General features: G+C 53.5%; 19 protein-coding genes. 5 read left to right on the top strand and 14 right to left on the bottom strand.

The features are described 5' to 3' along the window. Positions 1-144: 144 nt before the first annotated feature. Both BS640_RS03510 and copA read right to left on the bottom strand, forming a co-directional pair. A complete protein-coding gene (locus BS640_RS03510) occupies positions 145-954 on the bottom strand; it encodes a TraB/GumN family protein (RefSeq protein WP_017492658.1) in 810 nt (269 codons plus the stop codon). An 82-nt stretch (positions 955-1036) separates the two neighbouring features. Continuing rightward, the gene (copA, locus tag BS640_RS03505; RefSeq protein ID WP_084911919.1) at positions 1037-3583 is read right to left on the bottom strand and encodes a copper-exporting P-type ATPase CopA; all 2547 of its coding nucleotides are present in this window, start codon (positions 3581-3583) and stop codon (positions 1037-1039) included. A gap of 108 nt (positions 3584-3691) precedes the next feature. On the opposite strand from copA, the gene cueR reads away from it, so the two are divergent. Then, positions 3692-4090, top strand: coding sequence for a Cu(I)-responsive transcriptional regulator (cueR, locus tag BS640_RS03500; protein WP_017492656.1), 399 nt, complete (start codon positions 3692-3694; stop codon positions 4088-4090). Between the two features lie 20 nt (positions 4091-4110). On the opposite strand, the gene BS640_RS03495 is transcribed toward cueR, so the two are convergent. From BS640_RS03495 to tesA, 5 genes are all read right to left on the bottom strand, one after another. Next, positions 4111-4563, bottom strand: coding sequence for an NfeD family protein (locus tag BS640_RS03495; RefSeq protein ID WP_084911917.1), 453 nt, complete (start codon positions 4561-4563; stop codon positions 4111-4113). Beyond that, positions 4563-5471: an SPFH domain-containing protein gene (locus tag BS640_RS03490; RefSeq protein WP_084911915.1), complete on the bottom strand. Its 909-nt coding sequence runs from the start codon at positions 5469-5471 to the stop codon at positions 4563-4565. Before BS640_RS03490 ends, BS640_RS03495 begins: the two co-directional genes overlap by 1 nt. A gap of 234 nt (positions 5472-5705) precedes the next feature. After that, positions 5706-6563: a thioredoxin family protein gene (locus BS640_RS03485; protein ID WP_026110639.1), complete on the bottom strand. Its 858-nt coding sequence runs from the start codon at positions 6561-6563 to the stop codon at positions 5706-5708. A 73-nt stretch (positions 6564-6636) separates the two neighbouring features. Further along, a complete protein-coding gene (locus BS640_RS03480; protein ID WP_017492652.1) occupies positions 6637-7413 on the bottom strand; it encodes an SDR family oxidoreductase in 777 nt (258 codons plus the stop codon). A 35-nt stretch (positions 7414-7448) separates the two neighbouring features. Beyond that, entirely contained in the window at positions 7449-8096 is a 648-nt protein-coding gene (tesA, locus tag BS640_RS03475; protein WP_139802759.1) for a multifunctional acyl-CoA thioesterase I/protease I/lysophospholipase L1, read from the bottom strand. On the opposite strand from tesA, the gene ybbA reads away from it, so the two are divergent. Together ybbA and ybbP are read left to right on the top strand one after the other, a co-directional pair. Beyond that, positions 8064-8750 (top strand): putative ABC transporter ATP-binding protein YbbA, encoded by a 687-nt coding sequence (ybbA, locus tag BS640_RS03470; protein ID WP_017492650.1) that lies wholly within the window; start codon positions 8064-8066, stop codon positions 8748-8750. The two genes, tesA and ybbA, sit on opposite strands and share 33 nt — an antisense overlap. Beyond that, positions 8747-11179: a putative ABC transporter permease subunit YbbP gene (gene ybbP / locus BS640_RS03465; RefSeq protein WP_084911913.1), complete on the top strand. Its 2433-nt coding sequence runs from the start codon at positions 8747-8749 to the stop codon at positions 11177-11179. Before ybbA ends, ybbP begins: the two co-directional genes overlap by 4 nt. Before the next feature lie 54 nt (positions 11180-11233). Here ybbP and BS640_RS03460 read toward each other — a convergent pair whose 3' ends face one another. The 3 genes from BS640_RS03460 to purE form a co-directional block, all read right to left on the bottom strand. Next, a complete protein-coding gene (locus BS640_RS03460; protein ID WP_158086743.1) occupies positions 11234-13051 on the bottom strand; it encodes an acyltransferase family protein in 1818 nt (605 codons plus the stop codon). A gap of 331 nt (positions 13052-13382) precedes the next feature. Beyond that, positions 13383-14447: a 5-(carboxyamino)imidazole ribonucleotide synthase gene (gene purK, locus BS640_RS03455; RefSeq protein WP_017492647.1), complete on the bottom strand. Its 1065-nt coding sequence runs from the start codon at positions 14445-14447 to the stop codon at positions 13383-13385. Next, on the bottom strand, positions 14444-14953 hold the full coding sequence (gene purE / locus BS640_RS03450; protein WP_017492646.1) for a 5-(carboxyamino)imidazole ribonucleotide mutase: 510 nt from the start codon (positions 14951-14953) through the stop codon (positions 14444-14446). The genes purK and purE overlap by 4 nt, the downstream gene beginning before the upstream one ends. Positions 14954-15156: 203 nt before the next feature. Between purE and BS640_RS03445 the strand changes: the two genes are divergently transcribed. Continuing rightward, a complete protein-coding gene (locus BS640_RS03445; protein ID WP_084911908.1) occupies positions 15157-15768 on the top strand; it encodes a MiaE family protein in 612 nt (203 codons plus the stop codon). 10 nt (positions 15769-15778) lie between these two features. Here the strand turns inward: BS640_RS03445 and lpxH are convergent, their stop codons facing one another. Both lpxH and ppiB read right to left on the bottom strand, forming a co-directional pair. Beyond that, the gene (gene lpxH / locus BS640_RS03440; protein ID WP_017492644.1) at positions 15779-16501 is read right to left on the bottom strand and encodes a UDP-2,3-diacylglucosamine diphosphatase; all 723 of its coding nucleotides are present in this window, start codon (positions 16499-16501) and stop codon (positions 15779-15781) included. A gap of 11 nt (positions 16502-16512) precedes the next feature. Next, positions 16513-17007: a peptidylprolyl isomerase B gene (ppiB, locus tag BS640_RS03435; protein ID WP_017492643.1), complete on the bottom strand. Its 495-nt coding sequence runs from the start codon at positions 17005-17007 to the stop codon at positions 16513-16515. Positions 17008-17306: 299 nt separating this feature from the next. Between ppiB and cysS the strand changes: the two genes are divergently transcribed. Next, a complete protein-coding gene (cysS, locus tag BS640_RS03430) occupies positions 17307-18692 on the top strand; it encodes a cysteine--tRNA ligase (RefSeq protein ID WP_084911906.1) in 1386 nt (461 codons plus the stop codon). Positions 18693-18871: 179 nt separating this feature from the next. Here the strand turns inward: cysS and ybcJ are convergent, their stop codons facing one another. Together ybcJ and folD are read right to left on the bottom strand one after the other, a co-directional pair. After that, positions 18872-19090, bottom strand: coding sequence for a ribosome-associated protein YbcJ (gene ybcJ / locus BS640_RS03425; protein WP_017492641.1), 219 nt, complete (start codon positions 19088-19090; stop codon positions 18872-18874). A gap of 11 nt (positions 19091-19101) precedes the next feature. Then, a complete protein-coding gene (gene folD / locus BS640_RS03420) occupies positions 19102-19968 on the bottom strand; it encodes a bifunctional methylenetetrahydrofolate dehydrogenase/methenyltetrahydrofolate cyclohydrolase FolD (RefSeq protein WP_017492640.1) in 867 nt (288 codons plus the stop codon). Positions 19969-20026: the final 58 nt, after the last annotated feature.

The raw sequence follows: 20026 nt of genomic DNA, 5'->3' as shown, positions 1-20026 counted from the left end.
GCTAACCTACGCGCGCCGGCATGGATTCCTCAAGAATGCCATGTTGCCGCGATAATTAATAAAAATGAAATTCCTCTTTGACTGGCCAATAGAAATATTGGCCATTTTTTTATCCCGAGTTTTATCCCGCAACAAATTCCATTTTTAATTCTTCTGATTCAGCAGGTTGGGAAGGTTACCTTCGCCATAAAGATGCAGCGCGCCGACGGCGACGACGTAGTTTCCTGCGGGCATATTTTCCAGCAGTCGCTTCCAGCGCTGATTACGTTGATGCATAAGCACATCGTAAAGCACGTTACCAAAGGTGGCGGGGAGCTGCTCGATGCCAACGGACGGACGGCTGTCCAGCCACCAGCTGATCATGGTTTGCAAGAGTCTGGCATTAGTGTGCCAGTGGGTAAGAGTGTCATCAAGCAGGCTACGCCCGCCTTCAGGTAATTGATGTAGCAATTCGAGCTGCTGCTCTGCCCCTTCCAGCTCAATGACTCTCTTTGCATGAGTTTTTGCATAGGTCAGCAGCTGAAAGTCGATGCCGTACTCTCCGCGTAGCCCTAAACGCTGCGCCTGTGTTGCCTGTAACATTAACGCTATCTGCCAGCACGGCAGGGCAATGAGAGAATACATTGGCACGCCCAGCTCATCGCACAGCCGCTCGATATGTTGATACTGCTGCTCGTCGATGCGTTCCACCAGCGGTGGCAGCGGGGCGGGTTCGCCGAACGGCGATTCATTGCCGCTGATGTCGGCTTCGACAATCAGCGCATCGGCCTGCGCCACCTTTCGAATCAGTTGTTTCGGCAGCGGAGACATGTCTTGTGTCCCCATGTGGATACTGCCCACCAGATGAAAGTTGCGCCCACCCGGCAGCGTAATATCGATAGCAGGATATGGGTATTGCGTGGGAGAAAGCAGCCCGGTCCAGCGAGCCAGGCGAATTACAAGTTCCCGTATCATTCATAGTCTCCCTATTCCAATTGCTTTTCATGCTATCGCCTGCGCGCAATTAGGAACAGGGGGAAAACTCTCTATCGCACATTTACTTAATAGATGGGGTGTTATCGGGTCTGAAATGCAGCAGTCGGTTGGCGTTGGCTACGACAGTAATCGATGACAGCGCCATCGCTGCACCGGCAACAATCGGGCTGAGCAGCGTGCCCGTCAGCGGGAACAGCACCCCGGCGGCAATCGGAATACCAATCACGTTGTAAACAAATGCCCCCATCAGGTTCTGCTTCATATTGCGCAGCGTGCCTTTGGACAACGCCAGCGCATCGGCAACGCCGTGCAGGCTAGGGCGCATCAGCGTAATAGCGGCGGTTTCAATCGCAACGTCGCTGCCGCCGCCCATGGCAATCCCCACGTCTGCCTGTGCCAGGGCCGGTGCATCGTTGATACCGTCACCAACCATCGCCACCTGCTCACCGCGGGCCTGAAGCGTCTTGATGGCTTCGGCCTTGCCCTCGGGCCTGACGCCTGCAATAACGTCATCGATTCCAGCGAGTCTCGCAATGGCGTTGGCGGTAACAGGATTATCGCCGGTCAGCATCACCAGCTTATACCCCGCACGATGCAGGCGACGCAGCGCATCGATGCTGTCTTCGCGTAGGGAATCGCGTATCGAGAACAACGCCACAACCTTGCCGTTGGCGGCCAGCAGCACTGGCGTAAAACCTTCGGCAGCCTGTTTCGCCAGCAGCGTATCGGCTTCATGGCAATCTACCTGATGTTGTTCGAGCAGTTCCCGGTTACCGAGCAGTAGGGCGGTAGCGCCAAGATGCCCACTGACCCCGAGCCCGCCGTGAGTTCGGAAATCGGTAACCGGTGAAAGAGCCATACCGGCCGCTTTCTCGGCAATTGCTTGGGCGAGCGGGTGATGAGACCCCTGCTCAAGCGAAGCGGCTAGCCTCAGCGCCTGCTGCTGCTCGTTAGCATTAAACAGATGAACGTCGATAACCTGAGGTTTACCTTCGGTAAGCGTGCCGGTTTTATCGAACACCAGCGTGGTCAGCGAACTGGCCTTTTGTAGCGCATCAGCGTCTTTTACCAGCACACCAAACTCGGCGGCGCGGCCTACGCCCGCAGTAATCGACATCGGTGTTGCCAGCCCCAGAGCACAAGGACAGGCGATGATAAGGACCGTTGTTACGATAACCAGCGTATACATCAGCTGCGGCTGCGGGCCGAAGAAGAACCAGACTGCGCCACTGAGCAGCGCAATGAGCACCACTGTCGGAACAAAGACTGCCGAAATTCGGTCCGCCAGTTTGCCGATTTGCGGCTTACTGCTCTGGGCCTCGCGCACCAGGTTGATAATTCGCGACAGCTGAGTTTGTCCACCTACGGCACGAGCAATAAACTGCACGCTGCCGTCTTGCACCTGGGTACCCGCGCTGATTTTCTCACCGGGAGTGCGGTGCTGCGCAATAGGTTCGCCGGTCAGCATTGCCTCGTCAAACCAGGCTTCACCCTGATGAATCTCACCGTCAACCGGCACACGATCGCCCGTAGTCAGGCGTAACAGCATCCCCTGCTGTACGTCTGCCAGCGGCAGCGTTTTTTCACCCTTGTCGGTCATTACCCGTGCGGTTGGTGGCGTGAGGTCGAGCAGGCGCTCAAGCGCCTTTGACGAACGCTGACGGCCGCGCTGCTCCAGCGCATGACCCAGATTGATCAGGCCGATTATCATGACTGCTGCCTCGTAATAGAGGTGGCGCGCCTGCATGGGGAAAGAGTCTGGCCATAGAGTGACCAGAAACGAGAAAATCCAGGCTGCCGCGGTGCCTAACGAGACCAGCGTGTCCATATTGGCGCTACCGCGCAGGAGGCTTTTCCAGGCACTGCGATAAAAATGGCCGCCTGCGATGATCATAATCGCCAGTGTGAGCAGCCCGACGACCAGCCAACCGCTACGATTCTCGTCGGTGACCATCATCTCGCCGCCAAACAGCCCCCAGGCCATTAACGGAATACCGGCCGCCAGTCCCAGCGCTGCCTGCCAGCTAAAACGAATCATACTGCTGCGTGCAGTTTGCTGCTGCCGCTCGCGACGCAGCGTTTCATCGATAATAATTTCAGCGCCGTATCCGGCCTTTTCAACCGCATCTATCAGCGCCTGGGTGTTTTTCGCACCCCGAACCAGCGCGCTGCGCTCGGCCAGATTCACATTGGCGCGGGTGACGCCATCAACGCGCTCGAGGGCTTGTTGCACTTTCGATACGCAGCTGGCACAGCTCATTCCGCTAAGCAGAAGTTGAACGCTGTCGTCGTCTGCCGCGGGAGTCGTTTCGTTGGATGCCGGAACAGAAAGGGTTGCCGCTGACTGACGTTCCGGCAAAGACATTTCAGGCAGAGTCAGCGGCTCAGATTTTGGGGACGCGTCATCCGCCTGAAGCTTGGCGTGATAACCCGCGTTCTCGACGGCGTCGATCAGGCTCTGGCTGCTTGCCTCGCCGGTAATCACGGCCTTGTCGATTGTCACATCAACCTGCTGTGCCCCCGCAACGGCTTCCAGCGCTTTGCGCGTAGATGCCACACAGTGACCGCAGGATAAGCCCTCAAGGGCCAATACGGTGGTGTTAGCCATAATTATTTCCTCTGGGCGATTTGTGCCCTGTTTAAGGTGAATAAGTCGTCAATTCCTCGTCATGATATACAATAAACCTTCCAGCAAGGTGAAGGTCAAGGAGGCGAAATGAATATTAGCGACGTAGCAAAAAAAACCGGTTTAACCAGTAAAGCAATTCGCTTTTATGAGGAAAAGGGCCTGGTCACGGCACCCATGCGCAGCGAAAACGGCTACCGCAGTTATGCGCCCAAACAGATTGAAGAACTGACGCTGTTGCGACAGGCACGTCAGGTGGGATTTACCCTGGAGGAGTGCCAGGAGTTGGTCGCGCTGTTCAATAATCCGCAGCGCCACAGTGCCGATGTAAAAGCGCGAACGCTAGAAAAAGCGCAGGAAATTGGGCGACACATCGAGGAATTAAAAGAAATGCGCCAGCGGCTGCTGGCGCTTGCGGAGTCTTGTCCGGGTGACGACGGCGCATTCTGCCCAATCATTGAGAATCTGAGCGGCTGCTGCCACAAATAGGTTATTCCGCGAGTACGGTATTAATGGCTGGGCATGACGCGTAAGGTGTTCCCTTCAACGCCTGTCACGGTGACCTCTTCACCGATATTCAGGCTGTCCGCACAGCTGACCCGCCAGGTGCTGTCGCCGATGCGAATGCGGCTGTAGCCATTCTCCGGTTGCTCGAGCAAATGGCCGTGTAGACCGACCATCTGCTGACCGCGTTGGTTAAGACTGGCGTTTGATTCGCTAACCGTGGTTTTGCGTTTAAGCCATGCGGCCCAAAGCAGGGCGGCAATGACGGTGAGCACGGCGAAGGCCACGCCTTGCCATTCCCACGGCAGCGGCACCAGCCAGATAAGCGCGCCGACTAGTGCGGCTGACACGCCGCTCCACAGCAGATAACCGCTGGCACCGAGCATTTCGGCGGCCAGAAGCAGGCCCCCGAGCGATAACCAGAACAGATGTGGACTTGCCATCAACTGCTGCAGCATTATTTTCCGCCTTTGGTTTCTTTCAGCAATTCCGCGATACCGCCAATCGAGCCCATCAGGCTGGTGGCATCCAGCGGCATCATAATCACTTTGCTATTGTTAGCCGACCCGATTTTGGTCAGTGCTTCAGTGTATTTCTGTGCCACAAAATAGTTAATGGCCTGGACATCACCGGCCGCGATTGCCGCTGACACCATCTGCGTTGCCTTGGCTTCTGCCTCGGCGCTACGCTCACGCGCTTCAGCCTGTAAAAATGCCGACTGGCGTTCACCTTCTGCCTTGAGGATCTGCGACTGCTTTTCGCCTTCGGCGCGGAGGATCGCTGACTGACGGATCCCTTCGGCTTCAAGAATATCGGCACGTTTTGTTCGTTCAGCCTTCATCTGCGCATTCATCGCGGAAACCAGTTCGGCCGGTGGTCGAACGTCACGAATTTCGATACGGGTGATTTTCACACCCCAGGGATTGGTGGCCTCATCGACAATATGCAGCAGGCGAGCGTTGATGTTGTCGCGCTGCGACAGGATTTCGTCGAGCTCCATCGAGCCTAGCACGGTTCGAAAGTTGGTCATGGTGAGATTAACTATCGCCTGCTCAAGGTTGCTGACCTCATACGCGGCGCGGGCAGGATCGATGACCTGAATAAAGCACACGGCGTCAATAGCGACGTTGGCGTTGTCGCGCGAGATTATCTCCTGTGAAGGGATATCCAGTACTTGCTCCATCATGTTGATTTTACGACCAATACGGTCCATGAAGGGCACGACCAGCGTCAGGCCTGGCATCAGGGTTTTGGTGTAGCGACCAAAGCGTTCAACCGTCCATTGAAAACCCTGAGGCACAATTTTGACCCCTGCAAATACCACGATCAGCGCAAAAATGACCACAACGGGTATAAAAGTCAGCATGGTGAAACTCCTGTAATGAGATATCCCGAAATGTCGGGTAAACCGTTTCCCTGTGCCAGCGGGCAAACTGCCGCTGCGGGTAAATCATCGCATATTTAGACAAAGCGGTAATGATTAAAGGATAGTTCAGAGAGGAGGCGTATGACGGGAGACGTATCCCAGAAACTGCACGCTGTAGTCGAGAGAGGGAAACACAGCGTGCAGTAAGGCATTATCAGGAGTAGACAGGTGTGACTAGTAAAGCAGTGAGTAAAGCTGGCGACGATATTTTGCGGCTAATGCATCACCGGTGCCGAGGGCGGCCAAAATATCCATCAGCGTTTTACGCGCCGCGCCATTACCGGCAGCCAGGTCTTTCTTCAGATGGCCAAGCAACAGCTCGAGCGCCTCTTCATTGCGGCCAACCTGATGCAACTGCAACGCAAGCTGAACGGCCAAATCGACGTTCTGCGGATCTTTCTCGATCTGCTGCTGAAGTTGCTGGATCTCTGGGGTGTCAGCGGCCTGTTTCAGCAGGTCAATCTGCGCGACTAGCCCCTGATAACGGGTATCGCGGTCCTGCAGTGGAATGGTCGCCAGCACCGCTTCTGCGTCTTCACTGCGGTTAAGCAGAATCTGGGCCTCGGCCAGTGAAAGGCCAATGTCGCTCCGCTGATTGCTGAGTTGCCAGGCGTCTTTCAACAGAGGCAGGGCGTCAATCACCTTACCTTGCTGCATGAGCTCGATAGCCTGTGCGGTTTTGATCTCTTCTTCTTTAGGCAGAACTTTGCTCAATAGCTCGCGAATGACTTCTTCAGGCTGTGGGCCCTGGAAACCATCGACCGGCTGACCATCCTGGAAGAGGTAGACGGCAGGAATTGAACGCAGACCGAACTGTCCGGCGATAGCCTGCTGCGCGTCGCAGTCTACCTTGGCGAGAATGAACTGACCCGCGTACTCTGCGGCCAGTTTTTCAAGGATAGGGCCGAGGATTAGGCAATGCTGGCTGCGTTCAGACCAGAAATAAAACATCACTGGCACAGTCATTGACTGCTCCAGCGTTTGGTGAAGATTGGATTCGGTAATATCTATTGATAAAGGTTGTGCAAGCATGAATTCTTTTCTCTCTCGTCCGTTCCGTTTAGTACCTAAATGGGGGCGATTTAGGGTTGTTCAAGACGGGGTATCAACTATTTCCCCTGAGCAGCCTGTCCAGCAAACGGGCGGGTAACAGGCGGCGCGCCACCACAACCGCGTGAGTAATCAAGGTAACCGGATAGCGTAATTTCGGCCGTGGACTCTCTAAAGCATGGCGTAATTTTGGCAACACTGCCTCTGCACCCAGCGTAAATTTGTCAGCCAGACTCGGATTAATAATCGGCTTGTCCGACTGTGTCTGTTTAACGTTCAGTGTAAAGTTGCTGTGCAGTGGACCCGGCTCAATCAGGCTGACATGAATGCCCGTGCCGTGCAGCTCCATTCGGAGCGTATCTGACCAGGCCTCGAGCGCATATTTGCTGGCCGCATACACCCCGCGGTTCGGCGTCGTGACCAGACCCAGCACCGAGCTGGTTTGAATAATACGGCCCTCTGCGTGTGCCAACATCGCCGGAAGCAGCAGCTGGGTTAGCTGGTGGGTCCCGAAAACATTGGTCGAAAACTGCTGTTCAAACTGTTCGCGGCTCGCGGTGTGCAGTGAGCCATAAACGCCGTATCCGGCATTGTTGAACAGCGCATATAGACGATTTCCGGTGAGTTCAATCACCTCGGCAGCCGCGCGTGCGACGCTGTGCTTGTCGTCGAGGTCCAGTTCGATAGTTTCAAAACCTAGCTGGCGCAGGTTGTCGATATCCTGCGCTTTACGGCATGCCGCGAGTACGCGATATCCGCGATTGCGGAGATACTGAGCGGCAGCAAGGCCAATTCCACTCGAACAACCGGTAATCAGAACCGCTTTTTGCATAACTTTACCTGTTAAACGCCCCAAATATTTGGAGATTATGGTTTACTCATTGATGGAGCAACCAAAGGTGCCAGCTTGCCGGACATCCAGTCGGCAATAAAGCTTTGCGCCGCCTGATTCGGGTGAAGCCCGTCGTCCTGCATCCATTCTGGTTTGATAGCGACCTGTTCCATAAAGAAAGGAACCAGCGGGATATCAGCCTGTTTGGCCAGTGCCGGATAAATCGCATAAAACGCATCGTTGTAGCGTTTACCGTAGTTTGGCGGCAGACGAATCTGCATTAACAGCGGCTCGGCATGGGCCTGCTTCACCAAAGTCACTATCTGGCCGAGCGTTTGGCTGATGGTCTGCGGCGCAAAACCGCGCAGCCCGTCGTTAGCGCCCAGCTCAATCAACACCCAGCGCGGGTGATGCTGTTGCAGCAGTCCAGGCAGGCGAGCCAGACCTTGCGCAGACGTATCACCGCTGATGCTTGCGTTGACAATATCAGGCAGGCCACCACGCTTTTTCCACTGATTATTCAGTAGCGTGGGCCATGAAGTGTTTGCCGGTAATCGGTAAACGGCACTCAAACTGTCGCCTACGATCAGCAGCGTATCAGCAGCAACGGCGCGAAAACTTAACATTCCCATCAACAGAAGGAAGGGAAGATGCCAGCGGAAAACGTACTTGAAGTTCATCATCTTAGTAAACACGTTGGTCAGGGTGAACATGAGTTATCCATCCTGTCCGGTGTTGAGCTGGTTGTCAAACCCGCTCAGACTATTGCGCTGATCGGCGAGTCGGGTTCAGGAAAATCAACGTTACTCGGTATTCTTGCCGGTTTGGATGATGGCAGCAGCGGTGAAGTCACGCTGCTGGGAAAACCCTTATCAGCGCTAAATGAAGAAAGGCGTGCGGCGCTGCGTGCCAAAAATGTCGGTTTTGTCTTCCAGTCGTTCATGCTGGTACCGACCCTGAACGCCCTCGAAAATGTGCAGCTTCCGGCGTTGCTGCGTGGAGAAACCGACGCCAGCAGCCGCGAACAAGCGGTGCAATTGTTGAAACAGCTGGGCCTTGGCGAGCGTTTACATCATCTGCCGGCGCAGCTTTCCGGCGGTGAGCAGCAGCGCGTTGCGCTGGCGCGCGCCTTTATCGGCAAGCCTAAACTGCTTTTCGCCGATGAACCGACCGGAAATCTTGACCGTCATACCGGCGAACGCATCGCCGACCTGCTGTTCTCGTTTAACCGCGATAATCACACCACGCTGATTTTGGTTACCCATGATGAGCAACTTGCCGCGCGCTGTCAGAGGCGCCTGCGACTGCGTGACGGAAAATTGTGGGAGGATGCATGATTTGGCGTTGGTTTTGGCGTGAATGGCGATCGCCCTCGCTGCTGATTGTCTGGCTCTCATTAACGCTGGCCGTGGCCTGCGTATTGGCACTTGGCAGCATCAGTGACCGTATGGACAAAGGGCTGAGTGAGCAAAGCCGCGACTTTATTGCCGGTGACCGTGTGTTGGAGTCCGCCAGGCCGATTACCGAAGCCTGGATCCAGGACGCGCAGCAGCAGGGGCTGAAGGTCAGCCGCCAGCTGTCGTTCATGACCATGACCTTTGCCGGTAATACGCCGCAGCTGGCGTCGGTCAAGGCGACCGATCTGGCGTATCCGCTGTACGGCAATCTCGACACCCAGCCTCCGGGCGTCAAGCCGCAGCCGGGCACTGTGCTGGTTGCGCCTCGACTGCTGGCGTTGCTGAATCTGAAGGTCGGAGACAACCTCGACGTTGGCGATACCACGCTGCGTATTGCGGCGGTGATTAATCAGGAGCCTGACTCCGGGTTTAACCCGTTCCAGACCGCGCCGAGAGTTATCATGAATTTGCAGGACGTACCTAAAACCGGTGCGATTCAGCCTGGCAGCCGTTTGACCTACCGTTATATGTTTGCCGGTTCGGCGCAGAATATTGCAACCTACGGCGAAGCGGTGAAGGGGCTATTGCGCCCGGACCAGCGCTGGTATGGCATGGAAGAGTCTGACGGGGCGTTGAGCCGTTCTCTGCAACGTTCGCAGCAATTCCTCACCCTGTCAGCGCTGCTGACGCTAATGCTGTCGATTGCCGCGGTTGCGGTCTCGATGAACCATTACTGCCGCAGTCGTTACGATTTGGTGGCGGTGCTGAAAACGCTTGGAGCAGGGCGACGTGCGCTGCAAAAATTGATTATTGGGCAATGGGTCGCCGTTTTAGTGTTGGCGGCGATAGCGGGCAGTATTATCGGGCTGGGCTTTGAGGCCCTGTTAATGAAAATGCTGGCGCCGGTGTTACCCTCAAAATTACCCCCTGCGGGTCTCTGGCCGTGGGTGTGGTCGATGGGGGCATTGGTCATTATTTCGCTGCTGGTGGGCCTGCGGCCTTACCGCCAGCTGTCGGCGACGCTGCCGCTGCGTGTGTTGAGGCAGGACGTCGTCGCCAATGTCTGGCCGCTGCGCTATTTCCTGCCGGTGATTATTTTGGTGGTGGTTGGACTGCTGGTCGCGCTGGTTGGCAACAGTTCTCTGCTTTGGGCGCTGTTGGGCGGTATTGTGGTGCTCTCACTGCTGCTGGGGGGGATTGGCTGGCTCAGCCTGCTTGTCCTTCGCCGCCTGACCGTTAGCCATCTTGGCCTGCGGTTGGCTATCAATAGGCTGTTGCGCCAACCCTGGGTAACGCTGAGTCAGCTGGCCGCGTTTTCGATGTCATTCATGCTGCTGTCGCTCCTGCTGGTACTGCGAAGTGACCTGCTCAGCCAATGGCAGCAGCAGCTGCCGCCTGATAGTCCTAACTATTTCCTGCTAAATATCACCAGGGAGCAGGTGCCGCAGGTGACTGACTTCCTGCGCCAGCACAAGGTTGAGCCGGATACGTTCTACCCTATCGTGCGGGTCAGGCTCACCAAAATTAACCAGCAGGATGCGACTGACCTTGTCCACCCGGGTGATGCAGGGCGTGAGGCGCTGGACCGTGAATTAAACCTTACCTGGATGCAGGGACTGCCGTCGCATAATCAGGTGATTTCCGGCGAGGGCCCGCCGAAAGCGGGTGAGGTGTCTATCGATCAGGGCATCGCCGAGCGTCTGAACATCAAGCTGGGCGATACCGTGACCTTTAGCGGCGATACGCAGGATTTCAGTGCCAAAGTTACCAGCCTGCGTAAGGTCGATTGGGACAGCCTGCGGCCTAATTTCTACTTTATCTTCCCGCCGGGCGCGCTCGATGCGCAGCCGCAAAGCTGGCTAACCAGTTTCCATTATCAGGAAAACGGACAGCTGCTGGTGGAGCTAAACAGACAGTTCCCGACGCTAAGCCTGCTGGATATCGGCTCAATCCTGCGCCAGATTGGTGATGTGCTTCAGCAGGTTAGCCGCGCGCTTGAGGTGATGGTTATCCTGGTCATCCTCTGTGGCGGGCTGCTGTTGCTGGCGCAGATTCAGGTCGGTATGCGTCAGCGCCGTCAGGAGCTGGTGGTTTACCGTACGCTGGGAGCCAGCAAAAAACTGCTGCGCAGTACGCTGTGGTGTGAGTTCGCGGTGCTGGGATTAGTCGCAGGCATAGCCGCCGCAGTGGGCGCCGAGGCTGCGCTTTGGCTGCTGCAGCGTAAAGTCTTCGACTTCCCGTGGCAGCCAAATATGGTCCTGTGGTGGTCGGTGCCTCTCCTGAGTGCGGTGCTGCTATCGCTGTGCGGCGGCTGGCTGGGGATTAGACTCTTACGCGGCAAAGCCTTGTTCCGCAGTTATCAGGGCTGATTGTCATACCTTGACGAAAACTACCGGCGTGGTTTTCCACGCCGGTAAACGCCTCTAGATATTTTTTGCTATCACGTCGTGCACTATCTCGCGCGTCCATTCGTAGTTATAGTGGTTATCGTCGAAGAACATCGGAACGGTATTATCCTTCACAAAGACGCACTGCTTGCCTTGGCAGCCATAGTTATAAAGATCAAAGAACTTGATATGGTCAATGGATGAGAGCGTTCTCATGTCGTTATAGGTTTCCTCGGTGTCACGCTCTCTCAGACTATTGATATCCGCCGTTTTGCCATGAATTTGCAATAAGCGATAGACGGTGGGTTTAAAGTGTTTGGTTTGGGTGATGAAATAAACGTTTGGCGTGAACTTCTGTAGATAAAGCTGGGTCTTCTCAATGCCTTTATTGATGTCGTTATAGGTGTGGAAGTTATACCAGTCGCTTGCCACGATAATTGCGTCTATTTTTCTCGATGGGATGAGTTTATTGAACGCGTAATTCATCAGATTGACGCAGGGTGCTGAACCCACGGAATCGATAATCGCCGGACAGCCTGCGGCAGTGACCTGAAGAACGGTATCGTTCTTATATTCCTTCTTCAATGCTGCTGAAAATTCAGCGGCGTGACTGTCGCCGAGCAACAAAATGGTTTTGCCTTTTTGGTTATCTGGAACGCAGGCCTTATAGTTGAAATCCAAATTGCTACCCTCAATAAAGCACAGTGCCGGCAACTGCCCAAACTGCGTTTTACCTGCGTCAGTGGTGATGTAGTTACTGTATTTATCCAGTGAGACCACGTCTTTGCTCAACCATTGGCTGGAAACTGATGCCGATGAAAGCCCAAAGAACAGCGCCACAATACAGATGGCCGCCGTCGGGGTTTTGAGCCATGAGAATCTAACCTTCTGTTCGACTAATTCATAAGACAGGTATCCGAGGAATATGGACACTGCGATGCCAATAAGCTGATTCGCCAATGAGAAAGCAATGTTATTGGTATAAAAAAGCGAAACAATAGGCCAATGAACCAGATAAATAGAATAAGACCATTTACCAATCTTTTGGATGTAATGATTTTTTAGCAGTACTTGCTCATTTTTGACGCCGGCATGCAGAATAAGGGCAGTGGCGATAGCAGGGATAAGCGTCGGATAGCTGGGCCAGAAGGCTGTTTCTTTATAGGTTAAAACGAAGCCGACAATTAAGACCAGACAGACGATTTCCGTGGTCTTTTTATATTTATTTTCCCACTTTATGCTGGATGCCATTGCGCCGAGAAAAAGCTCCCAGGCTCGGGTAGGCAGGAGATAGAAGTTTGCCTGAGGGTGGCTTTTTGCTATCAGAATGCATAACACCAATGACGCTGCGGTGATCAACGCATAGGCAAGCACCTTCTTGACTCTCAGCTTCTGAACAATAAATAAAAATATTGGCAGGCAAAGATAAAACTGGAATTCTACACCCAGCGACCAGGTATGCAGCAGGAAGTAAAAGTCAGCGGCATTGGAGAAATAGCCCGACGCGGTTTTCAGATAAAAAATATTAGAGGTAAATGTCAGTGCAGGGACGATCTCTTTAAAAGAATCCTTGAAGCTGTTGGGAGGGCTGATTATCAAGAGAATAATTGCATAAAGTGTGACGGCTGCCAGCAGCGCGGGATATATCCTTTTGAATCTTTTCTTATAAAATCCGATAGATGAAGACAGTGTGACGGGTTGTCTGGAGATTATCTCGTTCATGAGATAGCCTGAGATTACAAAGAAAACGTCGACCCCCGCATAGCCGCCCGGCAGAAAATTAATTTGAAAGTGGAACAGAACAACTGATGCCACCGCGATAAATCGCAGGGCATTTATGTCTAATCTAAACATCAGCATTTTCCTGTTATTTAATTTTTATTTAAAAATCAAACCACTTCCCGGGTTACAAGAAAAAACGTCAAAATAGAAATTGCTTTGCGATTTCAGATGCCTCTTTGTGCGCCTGAATTATTCGGAAAAGTCTCAACCCTCTTTATCCCAAAAATAAGAGTAGTAAAAGTTTAGGATTAAGACGTGATTTTTTTGAGAGTGTGCTAATTATCGTTGGGGATAAGCGGAGGGGAGATAAAAATAATGCTAATTTTCAAAGAGAAAAGGGCAGCTTGCGTTAGCTCACTGCCCCTAGAGGAGTCGCGACTTCCAATTTTATTGTTCAGCTAAACTAAAGCTTCTCAAGCGCCCAGGCGATGCCGCTGGCATATTCGGCGGGCAGCATGGGAACCAGCGCCTGCAAATTATCCTTCAGCAACAGGGGATTGGCGTCGTTGAGGTTGAGGTGCCCAACCTTGCGACCGGCTCTGACTTCTTTCTCGTACCAGTGCAGATTCACCAGCGGCTGGCTCAGCCACTCGTTGTTTACATCGGTGCCAATCAGGTTAACCATCACCGACGGCGTACTGACAACCGGGGTTGGCAGCGGCAGGTCGAGGATAGCGCGCAGATGTAGCTCAAACTGGCTGATAGACGCGCCATTTTGCGTCCAGTGGCCGCTGTTGTGCACGCGAGGCGCCAGTTCGTTAATCAACAGACCTTCCGCAACCACGAAGCACTCCATCGCCATGACGCCGACGTAGCCAAGCTCGTTCATAATCGCGGCAAGCATGGACTCAGCCTGTTGCTGCTGGGCAGCGTTCGGTGTCGGCAATGCGACGCTAGTGCGCAAAATGCCGTCCTGATGCAGGTTGTGAGTCAGCGGGTAAAACACCGTCTTGCCGTCATGGCTGCGAGCACCAACCAGCGAGACTTCACCCGAAAAATTGATGCCTTGCTCAACGATGCACTCGCCGTAGCAGTCCTCTGGCAGAGCGGTTTCTTCGCCCTGGCGGAAGCGCCATTGGCCACGACCGTCGTAACCGCCAACGCGGCGCTTAACGATAGCCAACTCGCCTATGTTCGCGTAGATGCTGTTCCACTCTGAGGCGTCAGCCAGCAGTTGCCACGGGGCCGTTGCCAGACCCAGCTGGTCGAGCAGCTGTTTTTGCGTCAGGCGGTCGGCCAGACGCGGGAAAATGTCGCGGTTTACAAAGCCGGTATGGCTCGCCAGTTCGCGAGTCAGCGCGGTTTCTGGCCAGCGTTCAACTTCGGCAGTGATCACGCTATTCTGGAAAGGAACGGCTTCAGGCTCTGCGTCAATCCCAACCGGATAAACGGCGATGCCCAGCGGCTCACCTGCCTGACGCAGCATGCGGCCTAACTGGCCGTTTCCGAGTACGCAGACCGGCTTCATGCTTCCTCCCGCGGATCGGGATTGTTCAGCACTTCGTCGGTTTGCTCTTTACGCCAGGCGGCGAGAGCCTCTGCGATGCGCGTGTCGTGTAGCGCCAGAATCTGAGCCGCCAGCAGGGCTGCGTTAGCCGCACCCGCTTTACCAATCGCCAGCGTACCAACCGGGATACCGCGTGGCATCTGCACGATGGAATAAAGGCTGTCAACGCCGCTCAGTGCCGCGCTCTGTACCGGCACCCCGAGGACAGGAACCAGCGTTTTTGCAGCAATCATGCCCGGAAGGTGTGCAGCGCCACCGGCACCGGCGATGATTACATCCAGACCTTTTTCAGACGCCTGCTCGGCAAAGCTGAACAGTTTGTCCGGCGTGCGGTGAGCGGAGACAATCTCGACATGAAAAGGAATATTCAGCGTTGTGAGGACGTCAGCAGCGAACTGCATGGTAGCCCAGTCACTTTTAGACCCCATGACGATAGCGATTTTTGCCGGGGTAACGTTGGATGTCATGCCTGTAAAGCTCCTGTGATTATGCAAGCGTTGTCAGGTAGCGGCGTAAACATGAATGATTACCTGACCGAGAGGGCGCAAATAATAGCACGGCAAATCCGCAAGGAAAACGGTTGCGTAGCCAGCATTGCTGCAACTGCGATGACTTTGCGCATATAATCAAGGGATAACAAATTTCACAGACTTTACCTGGAATTATCGCCATGACTGAAGATTTACTGGCTCCGATCAATGACTTTCTGCACTGCGAAACCCCGGCACGTTGGGTAGACGTTGCCTTGGTTAATCAGGAAATTATGCTGATCGACCACGCCAACTGCGAAAAGAAAGCCGCCGCCTCGGCGATGAGTTTGATGACCCGCTATCTTGACCGCACCGAACTGCTGTTTTGCGCAGCACGTCTCGCGCGCGAAGAACTGCACCATTTCGAGCAGGTGGTGGATATTATGCAAAAGCGCGGCATAAATTATGAGGTTCTTACGCCATCTCGCTACGCCAATGGCTTGCTCAAACATTCACGCCATCACGATGAGCTGAATCTTCTGGTCGACAGACTGATTATTGGTGCATACATCGAAGCGCGCTCGTGCGAGCGTTTTGCCAAGATTGCCCCGCATCTTGATGAAACGCTGTCGCGATTCTACACCTCACTGTTGCGTTCCGAAGCGCGTCATTTCCAGGATTATCTGTCACTGGCGCAGCAGTATGCTGGAGTGGACATCAGCGATCGCGTCGAGGAGTTAGGCAGGGTAGAGGCGGAACTGATTCTGTCACCAGACCAACAGTTCCGTTTTCACAGCGGAGTACCGGCTTAATCTTTACCGGTTAAAATGGGAAGGTGACGAGTTCTACGCCTTCGGGCGTGACCTTCACCATTGAACCTTCTTCGTGCCATGCCCCGAGCACGGCACGATGACCCAGGGTTTTGCCCAGCTCGACCGGATGAATGGCGGGCCGATGCGTGTGGCCATGGATCATCCATTCAACGCCGTGGGCCTGCATTTGCTGCACGACGGCCTGAGGGTTGACGTCCATGATGCTCATGTCTTTATGGCCGTTCGACGCCTTGCTCCCCGCCCGCATTTTGGCGGCAATCGCCAAACGCCATTTGAGCGGAAGCATTAAGAATATTTTTTGAATCAGTGGGTTATGCACTTTTTTGCGAAACTTTTGATAGCCCACGTCATCAGTACACAGCGTATCACCGTGCAGGATAAGCACTCTGCGGCCGTAAAGTTCCAGCACCTTCTCTTCAGGCAGCAGCGTCATCAGGCTGTCGCGGGCAAAACGTCGGCCCAGCAAAAAATCCCGATTGCCGTGAATGAAAAAGCAGGGTACGCCCTGTTGATGTAATTGATTGAGTGCACGAGAGATTTCTGCGTGTAAAGGCTGGGGATCGTCGTCGCCAATCCAGGCTTCAAACAAATCGCCCAGAATATAGAGCGCCTCGGCCTGCGGGGCATCCTCCCGCAAAAAACGCAGAAAACCGGCAGTGATTGCCGGTTCCTGTGCGCAAAGATGGATATCTGCGATAAAAAACGTTGTCATTCCTGCGTGCGTTATTCGCTAACGGTAACGCTTTTGATGATCACGTCTTCTACTGGAACGTCCTGGTGCATACCGCTGCGACCGGTTTTAACTGCTTTGATTTTTTCTACAACATCCAGACCGTCGGTCACTTCTGCGAATACGCAGTAGCCCCAACCCTGTGCGTTCTGGCCGCTGAAGTTCAGGAAATCGTTATCAACAACGTTGATAAAGAACTGAGCAGTTGCAGAATGTGGATCGTTAGTGCGCGCCATTGCCAGCGTACCACGGGTGTTTTTCAGACCGTTGTTCGCTTCGTTTTTGATAGGTGCGTCGGTGTTTTTCTGATTCATGCCTGGCTCGAAACCGCCGCCCTGGATCATGAAGCCGTTAATGACACGGTGGAAAATTGTGTTGTCGTAGAACCCTTTACGGCAATAGTTCAGGAAGTTTTCAACGGTGACTGGCGCTTTGTCAGCAAAGGTGTTGATAACGATGTCGCCGTGATTGGTGTGAAAAGTGACCATAATAATCATCCTGCTTTTGTTAGTGTTTACTCATAATGAGGCAGTACTATAGCCTTTTCTTATACCATAACTCAAAAGTAGCCGTCAGCTTCTTGCTCGCTGGCCGCTAATATAAGGTGCGGCAAAGCGCCTGGATGCTGTTTAATTTGTTATATTATAACAATAGAATGCGTCAATATGTTGATGAGCGGCTTATACCGTTTCGGTAGCGGGCTTTTCGTTATATTATGAGCATTATTATCACACGCACGTTTTTTGCATTTTAAGTAATTTACCCACAACACAATTGGAATAGCTCGATGCTGAAGATTTTTAACACCCTGAGTCGCCAAAAAGAGGAATTTAAACCAATTCATGCCGGAAAAGTCGGTATGTACGTGTGTGGGATTACCGTTTACGACCTCTGTCACATTGGGCATGGCCGTACTTTTGTCTCTTTCGACGTCGTGGCTCGCTACCTGCGTTATTCCGGTTATGCGCTTAAATATGTGCGTAATATCACCGACATCGACGACAAAATCATTAGACGTGCTGCTGAAAATGGCGAAGGTTTTAACGATCTTACCGATCGCATGATTGCTGAAATGCATGCTGATTTCGAGGCGTTAGGGATCCTTCCTCCCGATCTCGAACCGCGCGCGACGCATCACATTGCCGAGATCGTTGAACTGGTTCAGCGCCTGATCGACCGCGATCATGCCTACGTTGCCGTCAATGGTGACGTGATGTTCTCCGTTGAAAGCGATGCTGATTACGGCATCCTGTCGCGTCAGGATCTTGACCAGTTGCAGGCTGGAGCTCGCGTCGAAGTCGCCGATGTCAAGCGTAACCCGATGGACTTCGTGCTGTGGAAAATGTCCAAAGAGGGCGAACCGAGCTGGAATTCACCGTGGGGCAACGGCCGTCCGGGCTGGCATATCGAATGTTCGGCGATGAACTGCAAACAGCTGGGCACCCATTTTGATATTCACGGCGGCGGTTCCGACCTGATGTTCCCGCACCACGAAAACGAAATTGCCCAGTCTTGCTGTGCGCACGATGGTCCTTACGTCAATACCTGGATGCACTCGGGTATGGTGATGATTGACCGCGAAAAGATGTCCAAATCATTGGATAACTTCTTTACCGTGCGTGACGTTCTCAAGTATTACGACGCCGAAAGCGTGCGTTACTTCCTGATGTCTGGCCATTACCGCAGCCAGCTGAACTACAGCGAAGAGAACCTCAAGCTTGCGCGTTCATCAATGGAACGCCTTTACACCGCACTGCGCGGTACAGATGCCAATGCGCAACCTGCGGGTGGGGAAGAGTTTGAGGCTCGTTTCCGTTCGGCAATGGACGACGATTTCAATACTCCAGAGGCTTATTCAGTGCTGTTTGATATGGCTCGCGATATCAACCGCTTGAAGAGTGAGAACCCAGAAGCTGCTAATGGCCTTGCTGCCGAGCTGCGTCGTTTGGCCGGGGTACTGGGTTTACTGGCGCAGGATCCCGAGCAGTTCCTACAGTCTGGCGCTCAGGCAGACGATGGTGAAGTGGCCGAGATTGAAGCCTTGATCAAGCAGCGCAACGATGCCCGAGCAACTAAAAACTGGTCAATGGCCGACCAGGCGCGCGATCGTTTAAATGAAATGGGTATTGTTTTGGAAGATGGTGCCTCTGGTACAACCTGGCGTCGTAAATAAATCATAGCTTTTCAGCTACTCTGCGCCCCAGTCACTTAGTTCGCTAAGCTACTGGGGAGTTATTAGCTCACCGACCTGATGTGACGCGAAATCTCCAGATTTATCATTCCGATAAACTAATAAAAAACGGCGGTTAATTGCTTAACCGCCGTTTTTTTTATCGCAATAGGTCTGCCTGATTACTGGGAGGCTTTAACGACCATCTTGCTGCTGGCAAATTCAATCTGCTGATCGGCCAGAATTTTGCAACGTTTACGGGTTTCAACCTGACCGTTGACCTTAACCAGACCTTCGGCAATCACCGCTTTTGCTGCTGCACCGCTCTCACACCAGCCCATAAATTTGAGCAGGTCGCAGAGTTCTACGTGCGGGTGAGATTCGAGATAAAAAGTTTCCATGCCATCCTGTCTTAGTGATTATTCACGTCGTGGTATTCCTCGCAAGCCTGCAAGGTATTTTGGATAAGTGTAGCAACGGTCATAGGACCAACGCCACCAGGAACCGGCGTAATGTACGAAGCTCGCTCGGACGCCGATTCAAATTCCACATCGCCGACTACTTTACCACTTTCCAGACGGTTAATACCCACATCAATGACGATAGCACCCGGTTTGATCCATTCTCCCGGAATAAAGCCCGGTTTACCGACCGCAACGACCACTAAATCGGCATGCTCAACGTGATGGCGCAGGTTTTTGGTGAAACGGTGAGTCACGGTGGTGGTGCAGCCAGCCAGCAGCAGCTCCATGCTCATCGGGCGACCTACGATGTTTGACGCCCCGATAACCACGGCGTTCAGGCCGAAAGTGTCGATATTGTAACGCTCAAGCAGCGTCACGATGCCGCGTGGGGTACAAGGGCGCAGCTTAGGCGCGCGCTGGCACAAACGGCCGACGTTGTAAGGATGGAAGCCGTCGACGTCTTTGTCCGGATGGATGTTTTCCAGCACCTTGACGTTGTCGATGCCCGCAGGCAGAGGCAGCTGAACCAGAATGCCATCGATTGCGTCGTCGTTGTTAAGCTGGTCAATCAGCGCCAGCAACTCACCTTCGGTGGTGGTAGCAGGCAAATCGTATGAACGGGAAAGGAAACCAACCTCATCGCAAGCTTTGCGTTTGCTGGCAACATAAATTTGTGATGCCGGGTTCTGACCGACCAGCACAACGGCCAGTCCTGGGGCGCGTTTACCCTGGGCCAGGCGTTGTTTAACTTTTTCAGCGACTTCGCTTCTAACCTGCTGCGCAATCGTTTTACCGTCAATAATCTTTGCTGCCATCTGGGAATAAATCCATCAATTAATTAAGTGCGGGGAATGCGCCTATTTTGTCAGAACG

Origin of the sequence: Rouxiella badensis (genome assembly GCF_002093665.1) — a bacterium.
In the GTDB taxonomy this organism is placed as follows: domain Bacteria; phylum Pseudomonadota; class Gammaproteobacteria; order Enterobacterales; family Enterobacteriaceae; genus Rouxiella; species Rouxiella badensis.
The sequence above is the reverse complement of the archived record's forward strand: the minus strand, read 5'-3'. Positions and strand labels throughout refer to the sequence as shown.